This is a genomic window from Oceanibaculum pacificum (assembly GCF_001618175.1).
Lineage (GTDB): Bacteria > Pseudomonadota > Alphaproteobacteria > Oceanibaculales > Oceanibaculaceae > Oceanibaculum > Oceanibaculum pacificum.
On the sequence record NZ_LPXN01000157.1, the window covers coordinates 1 to 15,826 of the forward strand.

The 15,826-nt window shown below is 65.2% G+C and carries 17 protein-coding genes and 1 tRNA gene; 10 read left to right on the forward strand and 8 right to left on the reverse strand.

Going from position 1 to position 15,826, the window contains the following annotated elements; translation table 11 throughout:
* Nucleotides 1-46: 46 nt before the first annotated feature.
* Nucleotides 47-1,234 carry a glutamine-hydrolyzing carbamoyl-phosphate synthase small subunit gene (carA, locus tag AUP43_RS16520; RefSeq protein ID WP_067559695.1) on the reverse strand — a complete coding sequence of 396 codons (1,188 nt, stop codon included), beginning with the start codon at nucleotides 1,232-1,234 and terminating at the stop codon, nucleotides 47-49.
* A 225-nt stretch (nucleotides 1,235-1,459) separates the two neighbouring features.
* Between carA and AUP43_RS16525 the strand changes: the two genes are divergently transcribed.
* The 4 genes from AUP43_RS16525 to AUP43_RS16540 all read left to right on the forward strand — a co-directional run bounded on the left by AUP43_RS16525 (nucleotide 1,460) and on the right by AUP43_RS16540 (nucleotide 6,359).
* Nucleotides 1,460-1,918 (forward strand): GatB/YqeY domain-containing protein, encoded by a 459-nt coding sequence (locus AUP43_RS16525; RefSeq protein ID WP_067559698.1) that lies wholly within the window; start codon nucleotides 1,460-1,462, stop codon nucleotides 1,916-1,918.
* A 181-nt stretch (nucleotides 1,919-2,099) separates the two neighbouring features.
* Nucleotides 2,100-4,133 carry a DNA primase gene (gene dnaG, locus AUP43_RS16530; protein WP_067559700.1) on the forward strand — a complete coding sequence of 678 codons (2,034 nt, stop codon included), beginning with the start codon at nucleotides 2,100-2,102 and terminating at the stop codon, nucleotides 4,131-4,133.
* Between the two features lie 71 nt (nucleotides 4,134-4,204).
* Nucleotides 4,205-6,151, forward strand: a complete 1,947-nt coding sequence (rpoD, locus tag AUP43_RS16535) for an RNA polymerase sigma factor RpoD (protein ID WP_067559702.1) — start codon at nucleotides 4,205-4,207, stop codon at nucleotides 6,149-6,151.
* Nucleotides 6,152-6,283: 132 nt separating this feature from the next.
* Nucleotides 6,284-6,359, forward strand: a tRNA-Ile gene (locus AUP43_RS16540).
* 6 nt (nucleotides 6,360-6,365) lie between these two features.
* Here the strand turns inward: AUP43_RS16540 and AUP43_RS16545 are convergent.
* The 3 genes from AUP43_RS16545 to AUP43_RS16555 are packed head-to-tail and all read right to left on the reverse strand — an operon-like array spanning nucleotide 6,366 to nucleotide 7,705.
* Nucleotides 6,366-6,764 carry a DUF1398 domain-containing protein gene (locus AUP43_RS16545; protein WP_067559704.1) on the reverse strand — a complete coding sequence of 133 codons (399 nt, stop codon included), beginning with the start codon at nucleotides 6,762-6,764 and terminating at the stop codon, nucleotides 6,366-6,368.
* Between the two features lie 32 nt (nucleotides 6,765-6,796).
* Nucleotides 6,797-7,264, reverse strand: coding sequence for a MarR family winged helix-turn-helix transcriptional regulator (locus AUP43_RS16550; protein ID WP_067559706.1), 468 nt, complete (start codon nucleotides 7,262-7,264; stop codon nucleotides 6,797-6,799).
* 57 nt (nucleotides 7,265-7,321) lie between these two features.
* On the reverse strand, nucleotides 7,322-7,705 hold the full coding sequence (locus tag AUP43_RS16555) for a DUF983 domain-containing protein (protein WP_084462878.1): 384 nt from the start codon (nucleotides 7,703-7,705) through the stop codon (nucleotides 7,322-7,324).
* Between the two features lie 179 nt (nucleotides 7,706-7,884).
* Here AUP43_RS16555 and AUP43_RS16560 point away from each other — a divergent pair, with 179 nt between their 5' ends.
* A complete protein-coding gene (locus AUP43_RS16560) occupies nucleotides 7,885-8,082 on the forward strand; it encodes a CsbD family protein (RefSeq protein WP_067559708.1) in 198 nt (65 codons plus the stop codon).
* 51 nt (nucleotides 8,083-8,133) lie between these two features.
* Here AUP43_RS16560 and AUP43_RS16565 read toward each other — a convergent pair whose 3' ends face one another.
* The 4 genes from AUP43_RS16565 to AUP43_RS16580 all read right to left on the reverse strand — a co-directional run bounded on the left by AUP43_RS16565 (nucleotide 8,134) and on the right by AUP43_RS16580 (nucleotide 11,096).
* A complete protein-coding gene (locus tag AUP43_RS16565; protein ID WP_067559710.1) occupies nucleotides 8,134-8,466 on the reverse strand; it encodes a hypothetical protein in 333 nt (110 codons plus the stop codon).
* Nucleotides 8,467-8,591: 125 nt separating this feature from the next.
* Nucleotides 8,592-8,915 carry a YggT family protein gene (locus AUP43_RS16570; protein WP_067559713.1) on the reverse strand — a complete coding sequence of 108 codons (324 nt, stop codon included), beginning with the start codon at nucleotides 8,913-8,915 and terminating at the stop codon, nucleotides 8,592-8,594.
* Nucleotides 8,916-9,052: 137 nt separating this feature from the next.
* Complete coding sequence (locus tag AUP43_RS16575) at nucleotides 9,053-10,810, reverse strand: sodium:solute symporter family protein (protein ID WP_067559715.1); 1,758 nt, start codon at nucleotides 10,808-10,810, stop codon at nucleotides 9,053-9,055.
* Between the two features lie 13 nt (nucleotides 10,811-10,823).
* Nucleotides 10,824-11,096 carry a DUF4212 domain-containing protein gene (locus AUP43_RS16580; protein WP_067559717.1) on the reverse strand — a complete coding sequence of 91 codons (273 nt, stop codon included), beginning with the start codon at nucleotides 11,094-11,096 and terminating at the stop codon, nucleotides 10,824-10,826.
* Nucleotides 11,097-11,385: 289 nt separating this feature from the next.
* On the opposite strand from AUP43_RS16580, the gene AUP43_RS16585 reads away from it, so the two are divergent.
* The 5 genes from AUP43_RS16585 to AUP43_RS16605 all read left to right on the forward strand — a co-directional run.
* Complete coding sequence (locus AUP43_RS16585) at nucleotides 11,386-11,964, forward strand: hypothetical protein (protein ID WP_067559719.1); 579 nt, start codon at nucleotides 11,386-11,388, stop codon at nucleotides 11,962-11,964.
* 3 nt (nucleotides 11,965-11,967) lie between these two features.
* On the forward strand, nucleotides 11,968-13,413 hold the full coding sequence (locus AUP43_RS16590; protein ID WP_067559721.1) for a 3'-5' exonuclease: 1,446 nt from the start codon (nucleotides 11,968-11,970) through the stop codon (nucleotides 13,411-13,413).
* Nucleotides 13,410-14,861: a DUF294 nucleotidyltransferase-like domain-containing protein gene (locus tag AUP43_RS16595; RefSeq protein ID WP_067559723.1), complete on the forward strand. Its 1,452-nt coding sequence runs from the start codon at nucleotides 13,410-13,412 to the stop codon at nucleotides 14,859-14,861. The genes AUP43_RS16590 and AUP43_RS16595 overlap by 4 nt, the downstream gene beginning before the upstream one ends.
* 40 nt (nucleotides 14,862-14,901) lie before the next feature.
* Nucleotides 14,902-15,138, forward strand: a complete 237-nt coding sequence (locus AUP43_RS16600) for a hypothetical protein (RefSeq protein WP_067559726.1) — start codon at nucleotides 14,902-14,904, stop codon at nucleotides 15,136-15,138.
* Between the two features lie 176 nt (nucleotides 15,139-15,314).
* Nucleotides 15,315-15,826, forward strand: a 512-nt coding sequence (locus AUP43_RS16605) for an ATP-binding cassette domain-containing protein (protein ID WP_157089402.1), incomplete at its 3' end; no start/stop codon positions are given.

The window sequence follows — 15,826 nt, forward strand, 5'->3', positions numbered from 1 at the left end:
TCCCCCCTTGCGGGGGAGGGTGGGGAGGGGGGTAGCCGCATGCTCGTCACTTCCGGCCCATCAAATCTACGAAGCGGTCGAAGAGGTAGTGGCTGTCATGCGGGCCGGGGCTGGCTTCCGGGTGGTATTGCACGGAGAAGACCGGCTTGCCCTTCAGCTTCAGCCCCTCGACGGAGCCGTCGAACAGCGAGATGTGGGTGACTTCCACAGTGTCCGGCAGGCTGTCGCCATCGACCACGAAGCCGTGATTCTGGCTGGTGATCTCGACCTTGCCGGTTTCCAGATCCTTCACCGGGTGGTTGGCGCCGCGATGGCCGCGCTCCATCTTGCCGGTCTTGCCGCCCAGCGCCAGGGCCAGCATCTGGTGGCCGAGGCAGATGCCGAACACCGGCATGTCCTTGTCGATCAGCTCTTTCAGCACCGGCACGGCATAGTCGCCGGTCGCCGCCGGGTCGCCCGGGCCATTGGCCAGGAACACGCCGTCCGGCTGATGGCGCAGGATGTCCTCGGCGGTCGCCGTCGCCGGCACCACGGTCACCTCGCAGCCGGCATTGGCCAGGCAGCGCAGGATGTTGCGCTTGGCCCCGAAATCCACCGCGACCACCTTCTTGCGCGGCGCGGTCTGGCGGCCATAGCCCTCCGGAATGTCGCCCTCGGCGAAGGCCCACAGGCTCTCATCCCACTTATAGGTCTGCCGGCAGGATACGTCCTTGGCCAGATCCATGCCTTCCAGGCCCGGCCATTCGACGGCCAGGGCGTGCAGTTCCTCGATGTTCAGCTTGCCGTCCGGCGCGTGGCGCAACGCGCCGTTGGGCGCGCCGGCATCGCGGATGCGGCGGGTCAGCTTGCGGGTATCGACGCCGCTGATGCCCGGCAGATCGTGGCTTTTCAGCCAATCGTCCAGGTGACGCGTGGCGCGGTAATTCGATGGCTCGGTGACCGAGGCGCGCAGCACCAGCCCGCGGGCCGGCGGGGTCACGGTCTCGATATCGGCGTCGTTCGCCCCCACATTACCGATATGCGGGAAGGTGAAGGTGATGATCTGGCCGGCATAGGAGGGATCGGTCATGATCTCCTGATATCCGGTCAGGGAGGTGTTGAAGCAGACTTCGCCCACCTTCGTGGTCGCCGCCCCGAGGCCATGGCCCCAGAACACCGTACCGTCGGCGAGCACCAGCGCCGCCGTCGTCCCCTCTGGCGGGGTCGGGGCGGTGAAACCGTATTGATTTGGCATCCGGCCTATCCTATATCGAGCGCCCGCACGCCGCCGGTTGGCGGGCGCAGAGATGCAGCGGCGGGCAAATTGCCGGAGTGATAAGCAAATCCCGTACCGACGTCAAGTGTTGTGAAATAAAATTTTCCTAGCGAAAACAGTCACTTGGCAATTTTTATCGAATTGCGCGGAATCTAATTTTGGATTACCGTCCCTTAACTTCGCCCATGCTTTGCGAGGAACTACATGCTTCGCCAACGGCTTAACGAATCGCTGAAAGAGGCGATGAAGGCACGCGACGAGCGCGCCGTGTCCACCCTTCGGCTGATTCTGGCCGCCTTGAAGGACCGCGACATTTGCGCGCGCGGCAAGGGCAATAATGACGGCATCTCGGAAACCGAGATCCAGCTGATGCTGCAAAGCATGATCAAGCAGCGCCACGAATCGATCGATATGTACGAGCGCGGCGGCCGCTGCGAGCTGGCCGAGCAGGAGCGCGGCGAAATCACCATCATCGAGCGCTTCCTGCCCAAGCAGCTCGACGAGACGGAGATCGCGTCGGCCGTGGAGCGCGCCATCAGCGACGTGCAGCCCAGCGGCGTGAAGGACATGGGCAAGGTCATGGCCTTCCTGAAGCAGCACTATCCCGGCCAGATGGATTTCGGCAAGGCCAGCGGCCTGCTGCGCGGCCGGCTGGTCGCCTAAGCCCCCTTATTTCCTGTATCGCCGCAGCCGGGCTTGCCCATACCGGGGCAGGGCCGGCCGTGGCATGGGAAGATGGGGCGCGCCTCCCCATATCTCGGACTCGCCCGCCAGACGAAACCGCGTATGATAGCGTCCTCGTCTTGGCACGGCGTCGACATCGAGCACGGAACATTGGGGTTCAATGTCCTTACCGCCGGAATTTCTGAACGAATTGCGCGACCGGGTGCCGGTGTCCGAGATTGTCGGACGGCGGGTTCGCCTTGCGCGCAAGGGGCGGGAATTCCAGGGGCTGTGCCCGTTCCACAACGAAAAGACACCCTCCTTCACAGTCAATGACGATAAGGGCTTCTACCATTGCTTCGGCTGCGGCGCGCATGGCGACGTCATCACCTTCGTGATGAACACCGAGGCGCTGAGCTTTCCCGAGAGCATCGAGAAGCTGGCGCAGATGGCCGGCATGCAGGTGCCGCGCGAAAAGCCGGAGGATCGCGAGCGCCAGCAGAAGCGGCGCACGCTGGAGGAGGTGGTGGAGGCCGCCTGCCGCTGGTACGAGCGCAATCTGCGCCTGCCCGTCGGCAAGGAGGCGATGGCCTATCTGCAAGGCCGTGGCCTGGACGAGGCGACGCTGAAGCGCTTCCGGCTGGGCTATGCGCCGAACGAACGCACGGCCCTGAAGGCGCATCTGGTCGCCGAGGGCTTCGAGGAGCCGCTGATCATCGAGGCCGGGCTGCACAAGCCCGCCGAAGAAGGCCCTGACGGCCAAGGTGGGGCGGGGCGCGGGCCGATCGATTATTTCCGCCATCGCGTCATGTTCCCGATTACCGACCGGCGCGGCCGGGTCATCGGCTTTGGCGGCCGCGTCATGGGCGACGCCCAGCCGAAATACCTGAATTCGCCCGATACGCCGCTGTTCCACAAGGGCCGGGTGCTCTATGGCCTGGCACAGGCGCGCGAGGCGGCCGCCAAGGCCGGCGCCGTGCTGGTGACCGAGGGCTATATGGATGTGATCGGCCTGGCCATGGGCGGCTTCGGCAATGCCGTGGCCCCGCTGGGCACGGCGCTGACCGAAGAGCAGATCTTGCAGCTCTGGAAGCTCGCACCCGAGCCGTTGCTGTGTTTCGACGGCGATTCCGCCGGCCAGCGCGCCGCGGCCCGCGCGGCCGAGCGCGCCCTGCCGCTGCTGAAGCCCGGCTTTTCCCTGCGCTTCGTCACCCTGCCGGCCAAGGAAGACCCGGACAGCCTGATCCGCACCCAGGGCCCGGCGGCGATGCGCCGGCTGCTCGACCAGGCCAAGCCACTGGTCGAGGCGCTGTGGGAGGTGGAGAAGGCGAAGCTGAACAGCGAGACGCCGGAACAGCTCGCCCTGCTGCGCCAGAGCCTGGAGGCCGCGGCATCGCGAATCGAGGACCGCACCATTCAGGGCCTGTACCGGTCCAACCTGTTGCGCCGGATGGAGGATGCCTATATGGGCGGCGTGGCCATCGCCGCGCGCCCGCCCGCCAGTCCCCCCCAGGGACAGACGCAGGGGTACACCCAGGGGCAGGGACAGGGCCAGCGGCGCTGGGCGGAGCGCAGTCGCGGGCGGTTCCGGCGCAACGGCTATCAGGACCGTCCGCCGACATCCTCGGAAAAACTGGCCGACATGATCGAGGCCCGGGGCATGGGGGCCTATGCGTCGGGTTTGCGGCTGCGGCGTAACCAGCAGATTCTGCTGGCCGCCTTGGTTAACCACCCGGCTCTGATCGAGGAATATGCCGAGGTGGCGGCCCAGGTCGAACTGGCCGATCCGGAACTCGACCGGCTGCGCCGGATATTGCTGGGTATCCCTGCCGCGCTTTCCGACCTTGACGTAGAGGCAGTTGATAGCCACTTTTCTGCCCAGGGTTTTTCGACTGTCTTGCAACGTCTGCGCGCGCCGGACGTCGAGGATGCCGCCCCCTTCGTCCGCGTCATCGTGCCTGACGACCGGACACGCCAGTCGCTGGACGATTTTCTGATGCGATTGTCGACCCAAGGGGAATTGGAAGCTCAGTTGGCGGAAGCGCAGGACGCCCTGACAAATGCGATGACCGAGGAAAACTGGGCGCGAATGGTATCTCTGCGGCAGGCCTTGCAGGATCTGGTAAACGGCCCGGCGACGAACGAGTCGATGGTTTCCAGCGCGGGCGGGCCCCAGGGTGGGTCCGGTTCTACCGGCACGAACAGTCAGTCTTAGCGGGATTACGTTGGAAAGGACGCTGGGGGGCGTCCGACCGGCGATTTTTTGTATTGAGAGGGCAGTGACGAATGGCGACCAAATCGGCAGCGACCGAAGAGAAAGACGAAGCCCGCGACGATCAGAACGACGCGCCGCTGATCGACAATGTCGGCGCCGCCGTGAAGCGTCTGATCCAGAAGGGCAAGGAGCGCGGCTACATCACCTATGATGAGCTGAATTCCGCGCTGCCCTCCGACCAGATGTCCTCCGAGCAGATCGAGGACATCATGACCCAGCTCTCCGAGATGGGCGTGAACGTCATCGACGACGACGACAAGGAGGAGCGCGAGGAGCGCGCCAGCGGCGACGACGAAGACGAGGATGTCGTCAAGGGCGGCAATATAGACGATGACGATATCGGCCGGACCGACGACCCGGTGCGCATGTATCTGCGCGAGATGGGCTCGGTCGAGCTGCTGTCGCGCGAGGGCGAGATCGCCATCGCCAAGCGCATTGAGGCCGGCCGCGAGGCGATGATCGGCGGCATCTGCGAGAGCCCGCTGACCTTCGACGCCATCCTGGCCTGGCGCAACGCGCTGATCGACGAGCGCATCCTGTTGCGCGACATCATCGATCTGGACGCCACCTATGGCGCCGACCCGGACGAGGCCGAAGGCGAGGAAGAGGAGGGGGCCGCCCCCGCCATCGCCAAGGAAGAAGAGCCGGAAGTCGAGGTCGAGGAAAGCGAAGAAGGCGACGACGACGAGAACACCATGTCGCTCTCGGCCATGGAGGCCGAGCTGAAGCCCAAGGTGCTGGAGCAGCTGGACCAGATCGCCGACGCCTATGGCAAGCTGCAGAAGCTGCAGGAACGCCGCCTGCTGAAGGTGCAGAAGGGCGAGGCGCTGGCCAAGCAGTCCGAGACCAAGTACGAGCAGCAGCGCGCCCAGCTGGTCGAGATGATGAACAAGATCCGCCTGAATAACGGCCGGATCGAAGCGCTGATGGAACAGCTCTACGAGCTGAACCGCCGCCTGACCGGGCTGGAGGGCCGTCTGCTGCGCGTCGCCGAAAGCGCGGGCGTGAAGCGGCACGACTTCCTGACCGCCTATATCGGCAACGAGTTGGACCCGAACTGGCTGGAAGCCCTGGTCGGGCGCACCAAGGCCTGGGACAAGTTCATCGTCAACCAGCGCGACGAGGTGCTGGCGCTGCGTCAGCAGATCGCCGATATCTCCTCCGAGGCCGCCCTGCCGATCGGCGAGTTCCGCCGCATCGTGCAGACCGTGCAGAAGGGTGAGCGCGAGGCCAGCCGGGCGAAGAAGGAAATGGTCGAGGCCAACCTGCGGCTCGTCATCTCCATCGCCAAGAAATACACCAACCGCGGCCTGCAATTCCTGGATTTGATCCAGGAGGGCAATATCGGCCTGATGAAGGCGGTCGATAAGTTCGAATATCGCCGCGGCTACAAATTCTCGACCTACGCCACCTGGTGGATCCGGCAGGCGATAACCCGCTCCATCGCCGATCAGGCGCGCACCATCCGCATCCCGGTGCACATGATCGAGACGATCAACAAGCTGGTGCGCACCAGCCGCCAGATGCTGCACGAGATCGGCCGCGAGCCGACCCCGGAGGAGCTGGCCGAGAAGCTGGCCATGCCGCTGGAGAAGGTGCGCAAGGTGCTGAAGATCGCCAAGGAGCCGATCTCCCTCGAAACCCCGATCGGCGACGAGGAAGACAGCCATCTGGGCGATTTCATCGAGGATAAGAACGCCATCCTGCCGGTCGACGCGGCGATCCAGGCGAATTTGCGCGAGACCACGACGCGCGTGCTCTCCAGCCTGACCGCCCGTGAGGAGCGCGTGTTGCGCATGCGCTTCGGCATCGGCATGAACACCGACCACACGCTGGAAGAGGTCGGCCAGCAATTCTCGGTGACCCGCGAGCGTATCCGCCAGATCGAGGCGAAGGCGCTGCGCAAGCTGAAACATCCCAGCCGCAGCCGCAAGCTGCGCAGCTTCCTGGACACCTGAGACCGCCCTGTCGCCGGAACCGAGGAACCCGCCGCTGGCATGCGCCAGGGCGGGTTCTTTTTATCCCCGCCAGCGGCGCCGGTTGACGCGCCCCCCGCCGTGCGGGATAAACGCCGCCGGGAGCGCCTCCACGGGCCTGTAGTTCAGCGGTTAGAACCCACCGCTCATAACGGTGTTGTCGCAGGTTCGAATCCTGCCGGGCCCACCACTCCCCTCACGGAAAGCGTTCGATATGGGTTTCGCCGGTGCGGCCGATATACAGCGCCCGCCGGCCGATGAACGAGACGACATAGCCGGCGCAGCCGGCGGATGCCGCTTTCTCGCAGAATCCCTTGTAGCTGTATCCCGCCACCCTCTGTTGCGCCTCGCGGATCGCCGCCTGAAGGCGGGCGGTATCCAGGCTCGCGGCGATGGGCGTGGCGATCCGGTGCGTCGGCAGTTCAGCGCTGTCGCCATCGGGAAGGTAGTAGAGGGCGACCGCGCGCCGGAAATCGATGGCGTAGCTCTCGAAGCCCGCTTCCATCAATACCCCGACGATCTGCGCAAAATGCATCATGTCGCTCTCGGCGCCGTCGAGGCAGGTCCGGGCGACGGATATCTGGCGATCATCCATGGGATATACCGTTCAGTCGTTCAAGTATCGGGTTATGCGAGGGGCATGCGGTGCATCGCGCTCTGTTCGACCATGCGCTTCAGCAGCCGTTCGAGCGTGGCGCGTTCCTCCGCCGAAAGCTGGCCGAAGAATTCGCTGTCGTTTCGGTCGGCCAGGGCGGCCAGTTCCGGCACCAGCCCCACCCCTTGCGGGCTCAGCGCCAGCGTCTGCGCCCGTCCGTCATGAGCGCTGGCCTGCCGCAGCACCAGGGATTTGCCGATCAGCCTGTCGGCCAGCTTGGTGATGGCGCCCCGGCTCATCCCCATCTCGGCCGCGAGATGGCTGGGCGGGGTCGGCGGCTTGCCGTAGAGCGTACGCAGCAGCGCCCACTCGGCGACCGTCACGCCCTTGCCGTCCAGCTTGCCGGCAAAGGCTTGGGACACATGGTTGGACACGGCGCGCAGCCAGAAACCCAGATGCGCGCTGAGATCGGAAACGGGCGGGGGCGATACGGCTGTCATGATTGACTAGGAAACTAAATCAATGAAGTTTCCTAGTCAACTGAATTGGACGGGCTGCTAGCCGCGTTCCGTGCCTTCGGATTTCAGCGACCACATCAAGGCCAGCACCGCGCCCTTGGCGCGGGGCAGCAGCGCCAGCGTCAGCGCCAGGCTGAGGACGGACCAGCCGATGGCCTGGGCCCAGACATTGGGCTGGTAGAGCTGCTCCAGATACAGCATCGGCGGGATCACCAGATGGGCGACAACGAACACCGTCAGCCAGGGCGGCATGTCGTCGGCGCGCAGATGGCCATAGGGCTCGCCGCAGGACGGACAATGCGGGGTCACGCTCAGATAGCTGTGCAGCAGCTTGCCGTCGCCGCAGCTGGGGCAACGGCCCTTCAGGCCGCGCCAGAGGGCGGCGGACAGGTAGGGCGGGGCGTTGCGGTCGAGCATGGCCATGGCGGTTTTCCAAGGAACGATGGCGAAGCCCGTATTCTGGCATGGCAGGCCGCATATGCCATGCGCGCAATCGCGGGTGCGGCCCTGTGTCGCCCTGCTGCATCGCTGGAAGCGGGGAAGGGAACATGGGCCGCGTTCGAGAGTTTGTTAGGCAGGAGTTCTTAACAAGGAGAATACCGATGAATTGGGATCAGGTCGCCGGCAAGTGGAAGCAGATGCAGGGCAAGGCCCAGGTTCAGTGGGGCAAGCTGACCAATGACGATCTCGACGTCATGGAAGGCAATCGCGACCAGTTGGTCGGCAAGATTCAGGAGCGCTACGGCATCGCCAAGGATGAGGCCGAGCGCCAGGTCGATAGCTGGCAGCGCACCCTCTGATCCGGCGCTGACCGAATCGATGGAACCGCCCCTCTCCGGAGGGGCGGTTTTTTAGCGCAACCCGCCGATCGCCAAGCTCATGAGCCAGAGCAGCACCGCGCTGCCGACGCTGTAGCGGGCATAGCGCCGGTAAATGTCGCGCAGCGTCTCGCCGATGATGCGTTGCAGCCGGTCGGCGGGCAGCGGGTATTGCTTGTCCAGCAGCATCCAGGTTTCGGTCTTGCGGTAATCGGTCGAGGGCGCCACCAGGGAGAAATACCCCAGGATAACGGCCATGATCGTCAGCAAGGCCGCCCCTGTCTTCAGCGACAGGGGCACATCGAAACTGACCGCGATCATGGTGGTGCCGATGGCGAAAAGCGCGAAGGCGGTCGCGCGGCGCACGGAAATTTCAGCGCAGGCTTGAATAGTGTCCACCGCAGGGAATCCATCGAGGAAGGTTGAGGCCTTCCATTAGATTATGCTGGATACGCGGTTCAGCAAGAGTTTCAGCAACAGGGCCGGGGCGCTCAGCCCGCCGGTTCCAGGCCAAGCGACGGGGCTAGGCCGTAATAGCCTAGAACGCCCCAATAAATCAGCCGCAGCAACAGCAGCCAGAAGATCGACACCAGCGGCAGCAGGCCACGGGCGACGAAGTCGGGCGTGATCTTGGCGGTCACGTCCAGGATCGGGTCAGTGAGGCGGCAAAAAGTGCGCCAGATGTAATTATGCCAGTCCGACGGCACGAACAGGCCCAACAGCATCCGTCCCAGCAGCGTATAGATGATGGCTGCGATGAGATAATTGGGAATATGGAAGTACCAGTAATCCCAGAATGGATTTTCGACGGGCATGGCGGGCGATCCGGTTTCGGGCGGTTATTCTTGGCGGGTTTCTCGGCAGAAATCATAGCATGGCGCACGATGGCGCCGGCAAGAAAAGGGCGGGATCCGAAGACCCCGCCCCAGGCTCGCAACCGTGACGCCAGGCGTCAGTCGGCTTTTTCTTCCATCAGCGTCTGGCCGCGCGGAATGCGGATCGAGTCGATGAAGTCCTGCATCTCCTTGGATGGCGGAGGCGTCATCAGGCTGACGATCCAGGTGGCCAGGAAGCCGGTCGGGATACCGAACAGGCCGGCCGAGATGTTGGACACCCCAAACCAGGTCGGCATCGCGAAGTACTTCGTCGCGACCAGGTAGAACAAGGTGAAGCCGAAGCCGACGATCATGCCGGCGATGGCGCCTTCCTTGGTGCATCGCTTCCACCAGACGCCCAGCACGAGGACCGGGAACAGGCCGGCCGCCGCAAGGGAGAATGCCCAGGCCACAAGGGCCAGGATACCGCCTGGTCTGGTCGAGGCCACCACCGCGGCCATCAAGGCGACGACGATCAGCAGAATGCGCGAGATCGTCAGGCGCTTGGCCGTGGAGGCGGTCGGGTCGACCATTCGGTAGTAGATGTCGTGGCTGAGCGCGTTGGCGATGGCGAGCAGCAGGCCGTCCGCGGTGGACAGCGCGGCCGCGAGGCCACCGGCGGCGACCAGACCGGCGATCACGTAAGGCAGGCCGGCGATTTCCGGCGTTGCGATGACGATCACGTCCGGATTGATCTTGAACTCGGTGAATTGCAGCAGGCCGTCATTATTCGCGTCAGCGATGGTGACCAGCCCGATTTCCGAGTAGATGCGCACCCAGTTCGGCAGCTCGGCGATCGAGGTGCCGATGACGTTGTTGTAGATTTCGTACTTCGCGAAGGCCGCGTAGGACGGCGCCGTGAAATACAGCAGGAAGATGAACAGCAGGCTCCAGCCGACCGACTTGCGGGCGTCACGCACGCTGGGCGTGGTGAAGAAGCGCATAAGCACGTGCGGCAGGGAGGCCGTGCCGACCATCAGGCAGAGGATCAGCGCGAAGAAGTTCAGCGAGTCGAAGGTGGAGTACGGGATGACGTGAGCCTTGGCCCCCGCCAGCGCCGCCTTGGTCTGCTCCAGCTCGGTGATGCGCTGGAGGATCTCGCCATACATCAGCTGCGGCACCGGAATGCCGGTGGTCTGGGCCGACAGGATAACGACCGGCACCAGATAGGCGATGATCAGCACGATATACTGCGCGACCTGCGTCCAGGTGACCGCCCGCATGCCACCCAGCATCGAGCAGACCAGAATGCCGATCAGGCCCACGAACACCGAAATCTCGAACGAGATGCCGAGGAAGCGCGAGGCGATCGTGCCGACGCCCACCACCTGACCGACGATGTAGGTGAAGGAGCAGCAGAACAGCACGATGATGCCGATCGACCGGGCGAAGTTGCCGCCGAAACGCGCGCCCAGGAAGTCAGGCACGGTGTAGGCGCCGAACTTGCGCAGGTAAGGCGCGATCAGTACCGCCACCAGCACGTAGCCGCCGGTCCAGCCCAGCACGAAGGCAAGGCCGTCATAGCCCTGGGCGTACAGGCCGCCGGCCATGGCGATGAAGGAGGCCGCGCTCATCCAGTCGGCGGCGGTCGCCATGCCGTTATAGATGGGCGGCACCTTGCGGCCAGCGACGTAATACTCCGACACCTGCATGGTGCGCGACAGCACGCCGATGCCGGCATAGACCGCCAGGGTGAAGAAGACGAAGAGATAGCCGATGATCCGGTTCGGTACGCCGAGCTGTTCCAGGATCGCCAACAGAATGACGAAGCCTACGAAACCGCCGGTGTAGAGACCGTAGATTCGGCCGAGATTGGAGACGAAATCGCCTTTCATGTTCCGTCCCCCCTCAATCTTCGGCCATGCCGCACTCTTCATCGATCTGATTCTGCTTCGAGGAATACCAGAATGTCAGAACGACGAAGGCGATGAGCGACCCTTGCGCGGCCATATAGAAGCCGAGCGGGAAGCCGATGAAAGTGATGGTGTTCAGCTGGTTTACGAAGAAGTGCACACCGAAGCTGAAAATGAACCAGATCACCAGTGTTACCCACATGAGCGACTTGGTCCGGTTCCAATGTTCCACAGCCTTTGCAGGCGTGTCAGATGACTGGCTAGACATCGCTTGAACGTCTCCCTCCAATTGTTGCGACCGGCCTGTTTTTTATTGTTTGCCGGCTAATGACCCGAAAAGCCCTTTCAGACTAATCCCACCTTTTCTGGCGGCTTATGTCCTCGGGCCGCAGAATAAGGATGATGCGCATCCTTCTCTTGCGATATCATAAAAATATCATAGCCTTTCATTAATCAAAGCAATATTTGCGCGGGGGGAAATCCACTTGTTATCTAAAATTACACGTTATTGGCGACCACTCCCCCAAGTGGACAGCGCGCCTGCCTTTCGGAAGTTCATGGGAGAGCATGCCTCCTTCGTCGCGCAGAAATGCACGTTCGAGTATGCCCGCGCCCGCGCCGGCGTTAACTGGGACAAGCTTTTCAAGGAAACCCCGTTCCAGCACGCCATGGAAGTCTGCCGCTGGGAGGCATTCTGCTACGTGATGTCCGACATCGCGGTAATTCTGGAGGGCGAGTTGCGCGCCCATGCGCGCGGCCGGGAGATGGAACTGGCCGACCGGCTGGTCGATGTATTCACCCTGTGCCTGCTGGAGCATGAGCGCCCGGCGCATCGCCCGCAGGGCTGGGACGACGAGATCGCCGCCTTCAAGGAGCGGATCGCCCTGGTCCAGTTGGCCGCGCCGCGCGCGCCCTACGATATCGGCGAGACATCCGGCGGCCGCATCTACAAGGTGCTACCGATCCACAGCAATTTGACGCGCTTCGACCGCGAACTGGTGACCAACAATATCCGCTTCGCCCTCTGCCGGTTCCATGAGGATGCCCAGCGCCGGCTGGTCCCCGACGCCATTGTCGCCGACCTGCTCGCGAAATCCGCCGGCAAGCCCCTCCTGGCCGTTGCCGCCAGCCGCTGAGCGATGACGGCGAACGGGCCGGGGGGCGGCGCGGGGGACGGGTCGGGGGACCGAACGCCGCCCCGGTCGCGCGGCGGCCTGCGCAAGAACCTGTTCGCCGGCCTTGTCGCCGCCACCTGCGGCTTTCTGCTGGCCGCCCTGCCGCCCCTGTTCGGCACCGTCGATCTGGCGGCCGGGCTGAACGGCCTGGCGCTGCTGTCGCTATCCGGGCTGGCGCTCGGCATTGCCGCCATCTGGATTCTGCTGACCCTGATCGACGGCCATTTCGACCAGGTGGAGCGGTTGCAGGGCGCGGTATTGAGCGCCGCCGCGCGCGAGCGCGGGCTGGGCGCGGGGTGGTCCGGCGGCGATGGCCGCTCCGGCGACGAGCTGCACCGCCTGGCCGCCGTGCTGGACGATTTGCTGATCCGCTTCCAGGATCGCCGCAGCGGCGCCGACCGGCGGCTGGCGGCGATATTGGGGGCCATCGACGCGGCAATCCTGGTGGTCACCGAAACCGGGCTGGTCAGCCTGTTCAACAGCCGCGCGGCGGCGTTGCTGGGGGCCGACAGGCTGCACCTGGCCGGCAGCATCTTCGCCGCGCTGGAGCGCGAGGATGTGATCGCCGCCGCACACGCCGCCCGCGCCAATGGAAGCGGCCCGCACCGCGCCGTCCTGCGCGGGGTGCGCGGCGAGTCCCATGCCGCGCGCATCGTGCCGTTGACCGAACCCGGCGGGCTGTTGCTGGCCTTCGAGGCGGCGGAGGGCGGCCAGGAGACCGGCATCCATCACGATCTTGCCTTGCACGATCTGCCGCCGGAGGCGCCTGTTACCGGCGACACGCCGCTCGACGCGCTGTCCGCCCTGGTGCTGGATTGCGAGACCACCGGCCTGGATGTGGCCAGCGACCGCGTCGTCTCCCTCGCCACGGTGCGGATGCATGGCGCGCGCATCTATCACCACGTCACGCTGGACCGGCTGGTGCGGCCGGAAATTCCCATTCCGGCGCGCGCCAGCGTCGTGCACGGCATCACCGACGCGATGGTGGCCGGCGCACCGCCGATCGCCGATATCCTGCCAGAGGCGCTGGCGGCGATGCGCGGCAAGGTGGTGATCGGCCATTCCATCGCCTTCGACATGGCCCTGCTGCGCCGCGAGGCGCAGCGCAGCGGCATCGCCTGGGAAGAACCGGCGACGCTGTGCACCGCCTTGCTCTACAGCGCGCTGGAGCCGCGCGCGGCCGACGGCAATCTGGAAGCCATCGCGCAGTCGCTGGGCCTGGTGCCGGAGGGGCGGCACACGGCGCTGGGCGACTGCCTGCTGACGGCGGAGATTTACGCCAGTCTGCTGCCGCGCCTGCAGCGCCAGGGCGTGACCACGCTCGACGAGGCCCGCCGCTTCGCCGCGCGCGCCCGGCCGCTGCTGGAGATGCAGCGCCGCGCCGGCTGGCATGAGGCGGAAGCGCCATGAACCACAGCGCGCTGGAACGGCTGGACAGTTTCCCCTATCGCCACCGCGTGGCCGACGTCATGACCAGCCCGGTGCTGATGCTGCGGCCGGAGGAAAGCCTGGCCGAGGCTGCCGCGCTGATGGTCGAGCGCGGCGTGAGCTCCATCATCGTCGCGGAGACGCCGGAGGTGCTGTCGGCGCCGCTGGGCATCGTCACCGAGCGCGACGTGCTGCGGCAGCTCTCGCAGGACGGGCCGGCGGCGCTGGAGCGGCCGCTGTCGGAGGCGATGAGCAGCCCGGTCGCCGCGGTCTCTGACGATGCCTTCGTCTATGTCGCGCTGGGACGCATGGACCGGCTGGGCATCCGCCATCTGGCCGTGGTCGATGGCGAGGGCAGGGCGGTCGGCATTCTCTCGGCCCGCCAGTTGCTGCGCCAGCGCGCCGGGGCCGCCCTGGCGCTGGGCGACCGGGTGGCGGTCGCCAAATCCGCCGCCGACCTGGCGGAGGTGACACGCAGCCTGCCGCGCCTGGCCGAGGCGCTGCTGGCCGAGGATGTCGCCCCCACCGCCATCGCCGCCGTGATCTCCGGCGTGATGCAGGATATGACCGGCCGCGCCGCCCATCTGGCTGAGCAGGGCATGCGCGACGCCGGCTGGCCGGACGCGCCGGCCAGCTGGTGCGTGATCGTCATGGGATCGGCCGGGCGTGGCGAAAGCCTGCTCGCCCCCGACCAGGACAATGGCATCATCCATGCCGGCAAGATGGCCGACGACCCCTGGTACGCCGAGGCCGGGCGGCGCATCGCCGATATCCTGAACGAGGCTGGCATTCCCTATTGCAAAGGCGGCGTCATGGCCTCGAACGCCGATTGGCGGCATGACGAGACCGGCTGGCGGCGCGTGGTCGATGGCTGGATCAACCGGCCGCTCGGCGAAAATTTGCTGAATGTCGATATCTTCTTCGATTTCCAGCCGGTCTATGGCGATCTCGACCTTGCCGCGCTGCTGCGCGCCTATGCGCTCGGCCGGGCCGGGAAGTCGCCGGGCTTCCTGCGCAATTTATCGCTCAATCTGCGCGAGATGCGCGCGCCCATCGGCTTCTTCGGCGATATCCAGACCGTGGATGGCCGCGCCGATCTGAAGATCGGCGGCCTGTTGCCCCTGATCGGCAGCGCCCGGCTGCTGTCCCTGCGCGGCCAGATCGACGCCGTCTCGACGCCGGAGCGCCTGCATCAGGCCGCCGCCGCCGGCCTGATCGCCGATGCCGACGCCCATGATTTCGCCGGCGCGCAGCGCATCCTGGTCCGGGCCATCCTCAACCAGCAGATCGCCGACATCGCCGAAGGCAAGGCCCCGGGCAGCAAGGTCGACCTCACCCGCCTGACCCGCCCGCACAAGCGCCTGCTGCGCGATGTGCTGCGCCGCGTGGGGGAGCTGCCGGACATGCTGCAGGACGCGCTGGGGCGGTGAGCCGCTTCCGCCGGCCGGTGGAAGCGCCTATATTAGCCTCATGGCCATCCGCTACACCCTGGGCTTCCTCAGCCAGCCCTCCCCGCTCGACACTCCGCCGACCGAGGCGGAACGCGAAAAGCTGCGCCACCTCCTGATCGCCGAGATTGAGGAGGGCATGCAGCAGATCGAGCACGGCGAGTCGGTCTCCTGGGAAGAATTCGAGGCGGAGATGGACCGCCGGATCGCCGACATCGAGCGAAAAGAAGCAGCCCGCGATCGTGGCGAAAGCGCGTAACTTAACGATTGCGTTCAGGGCGCGTGGCTTGATGCGTCAGTTGCTGGGCGATCCGCTCAATTAAGAAAACACCCCCGCATTGCACCCACCCCCCGCTATCGGCTACAAAGCACGCGCGCGGCGGTCGGTAGCGGCTGCCCATCCTTTTCCCTTGAGAATGTGAAGCGAGGAGCGGCATGGCCTCCTATCAGTATGTCTATGTGATGAAGGGCCTGTCGAAGGTCTATCCGGGCGGCCGGGAAGTGGTGAAGGATGTGTGGCTGTCCTTCCTGCCGGGCGCCAAGATCGGCGTGCTGGGCCCGAACGGTGCCGGTAAGTCGACCCTGATGAAGATCATGGCCGGCATCGACAAGGAGTATAACGGCGAGGCCTGGGCCGCCGAGGGCGCGCGCGTCGGCTATCTGCCGCAGGAGCCGCAGCTCGATCCGTCGAAAACGGTGATGGAGAACGTGCTGGACGCGCTGGCCGCGACCAAGGCGCTGCTCGACCGCTTCAACGAGGTTTCGGCCAAGTTCGCCGAGCCGATGGAAGATGACGAGATGAACGACCTGCTGACCGAGCAGGCCGAGTTGCAGGAAAAGATCGACGCCGCCAATGGCTGGGAGATCGAGCGCACCGTGGAGATCGCCATGGACGCGCTGCGCTGCCCGCCGGGCGATGCGCAGGTCGACACGCTGTCGGGCGGCGA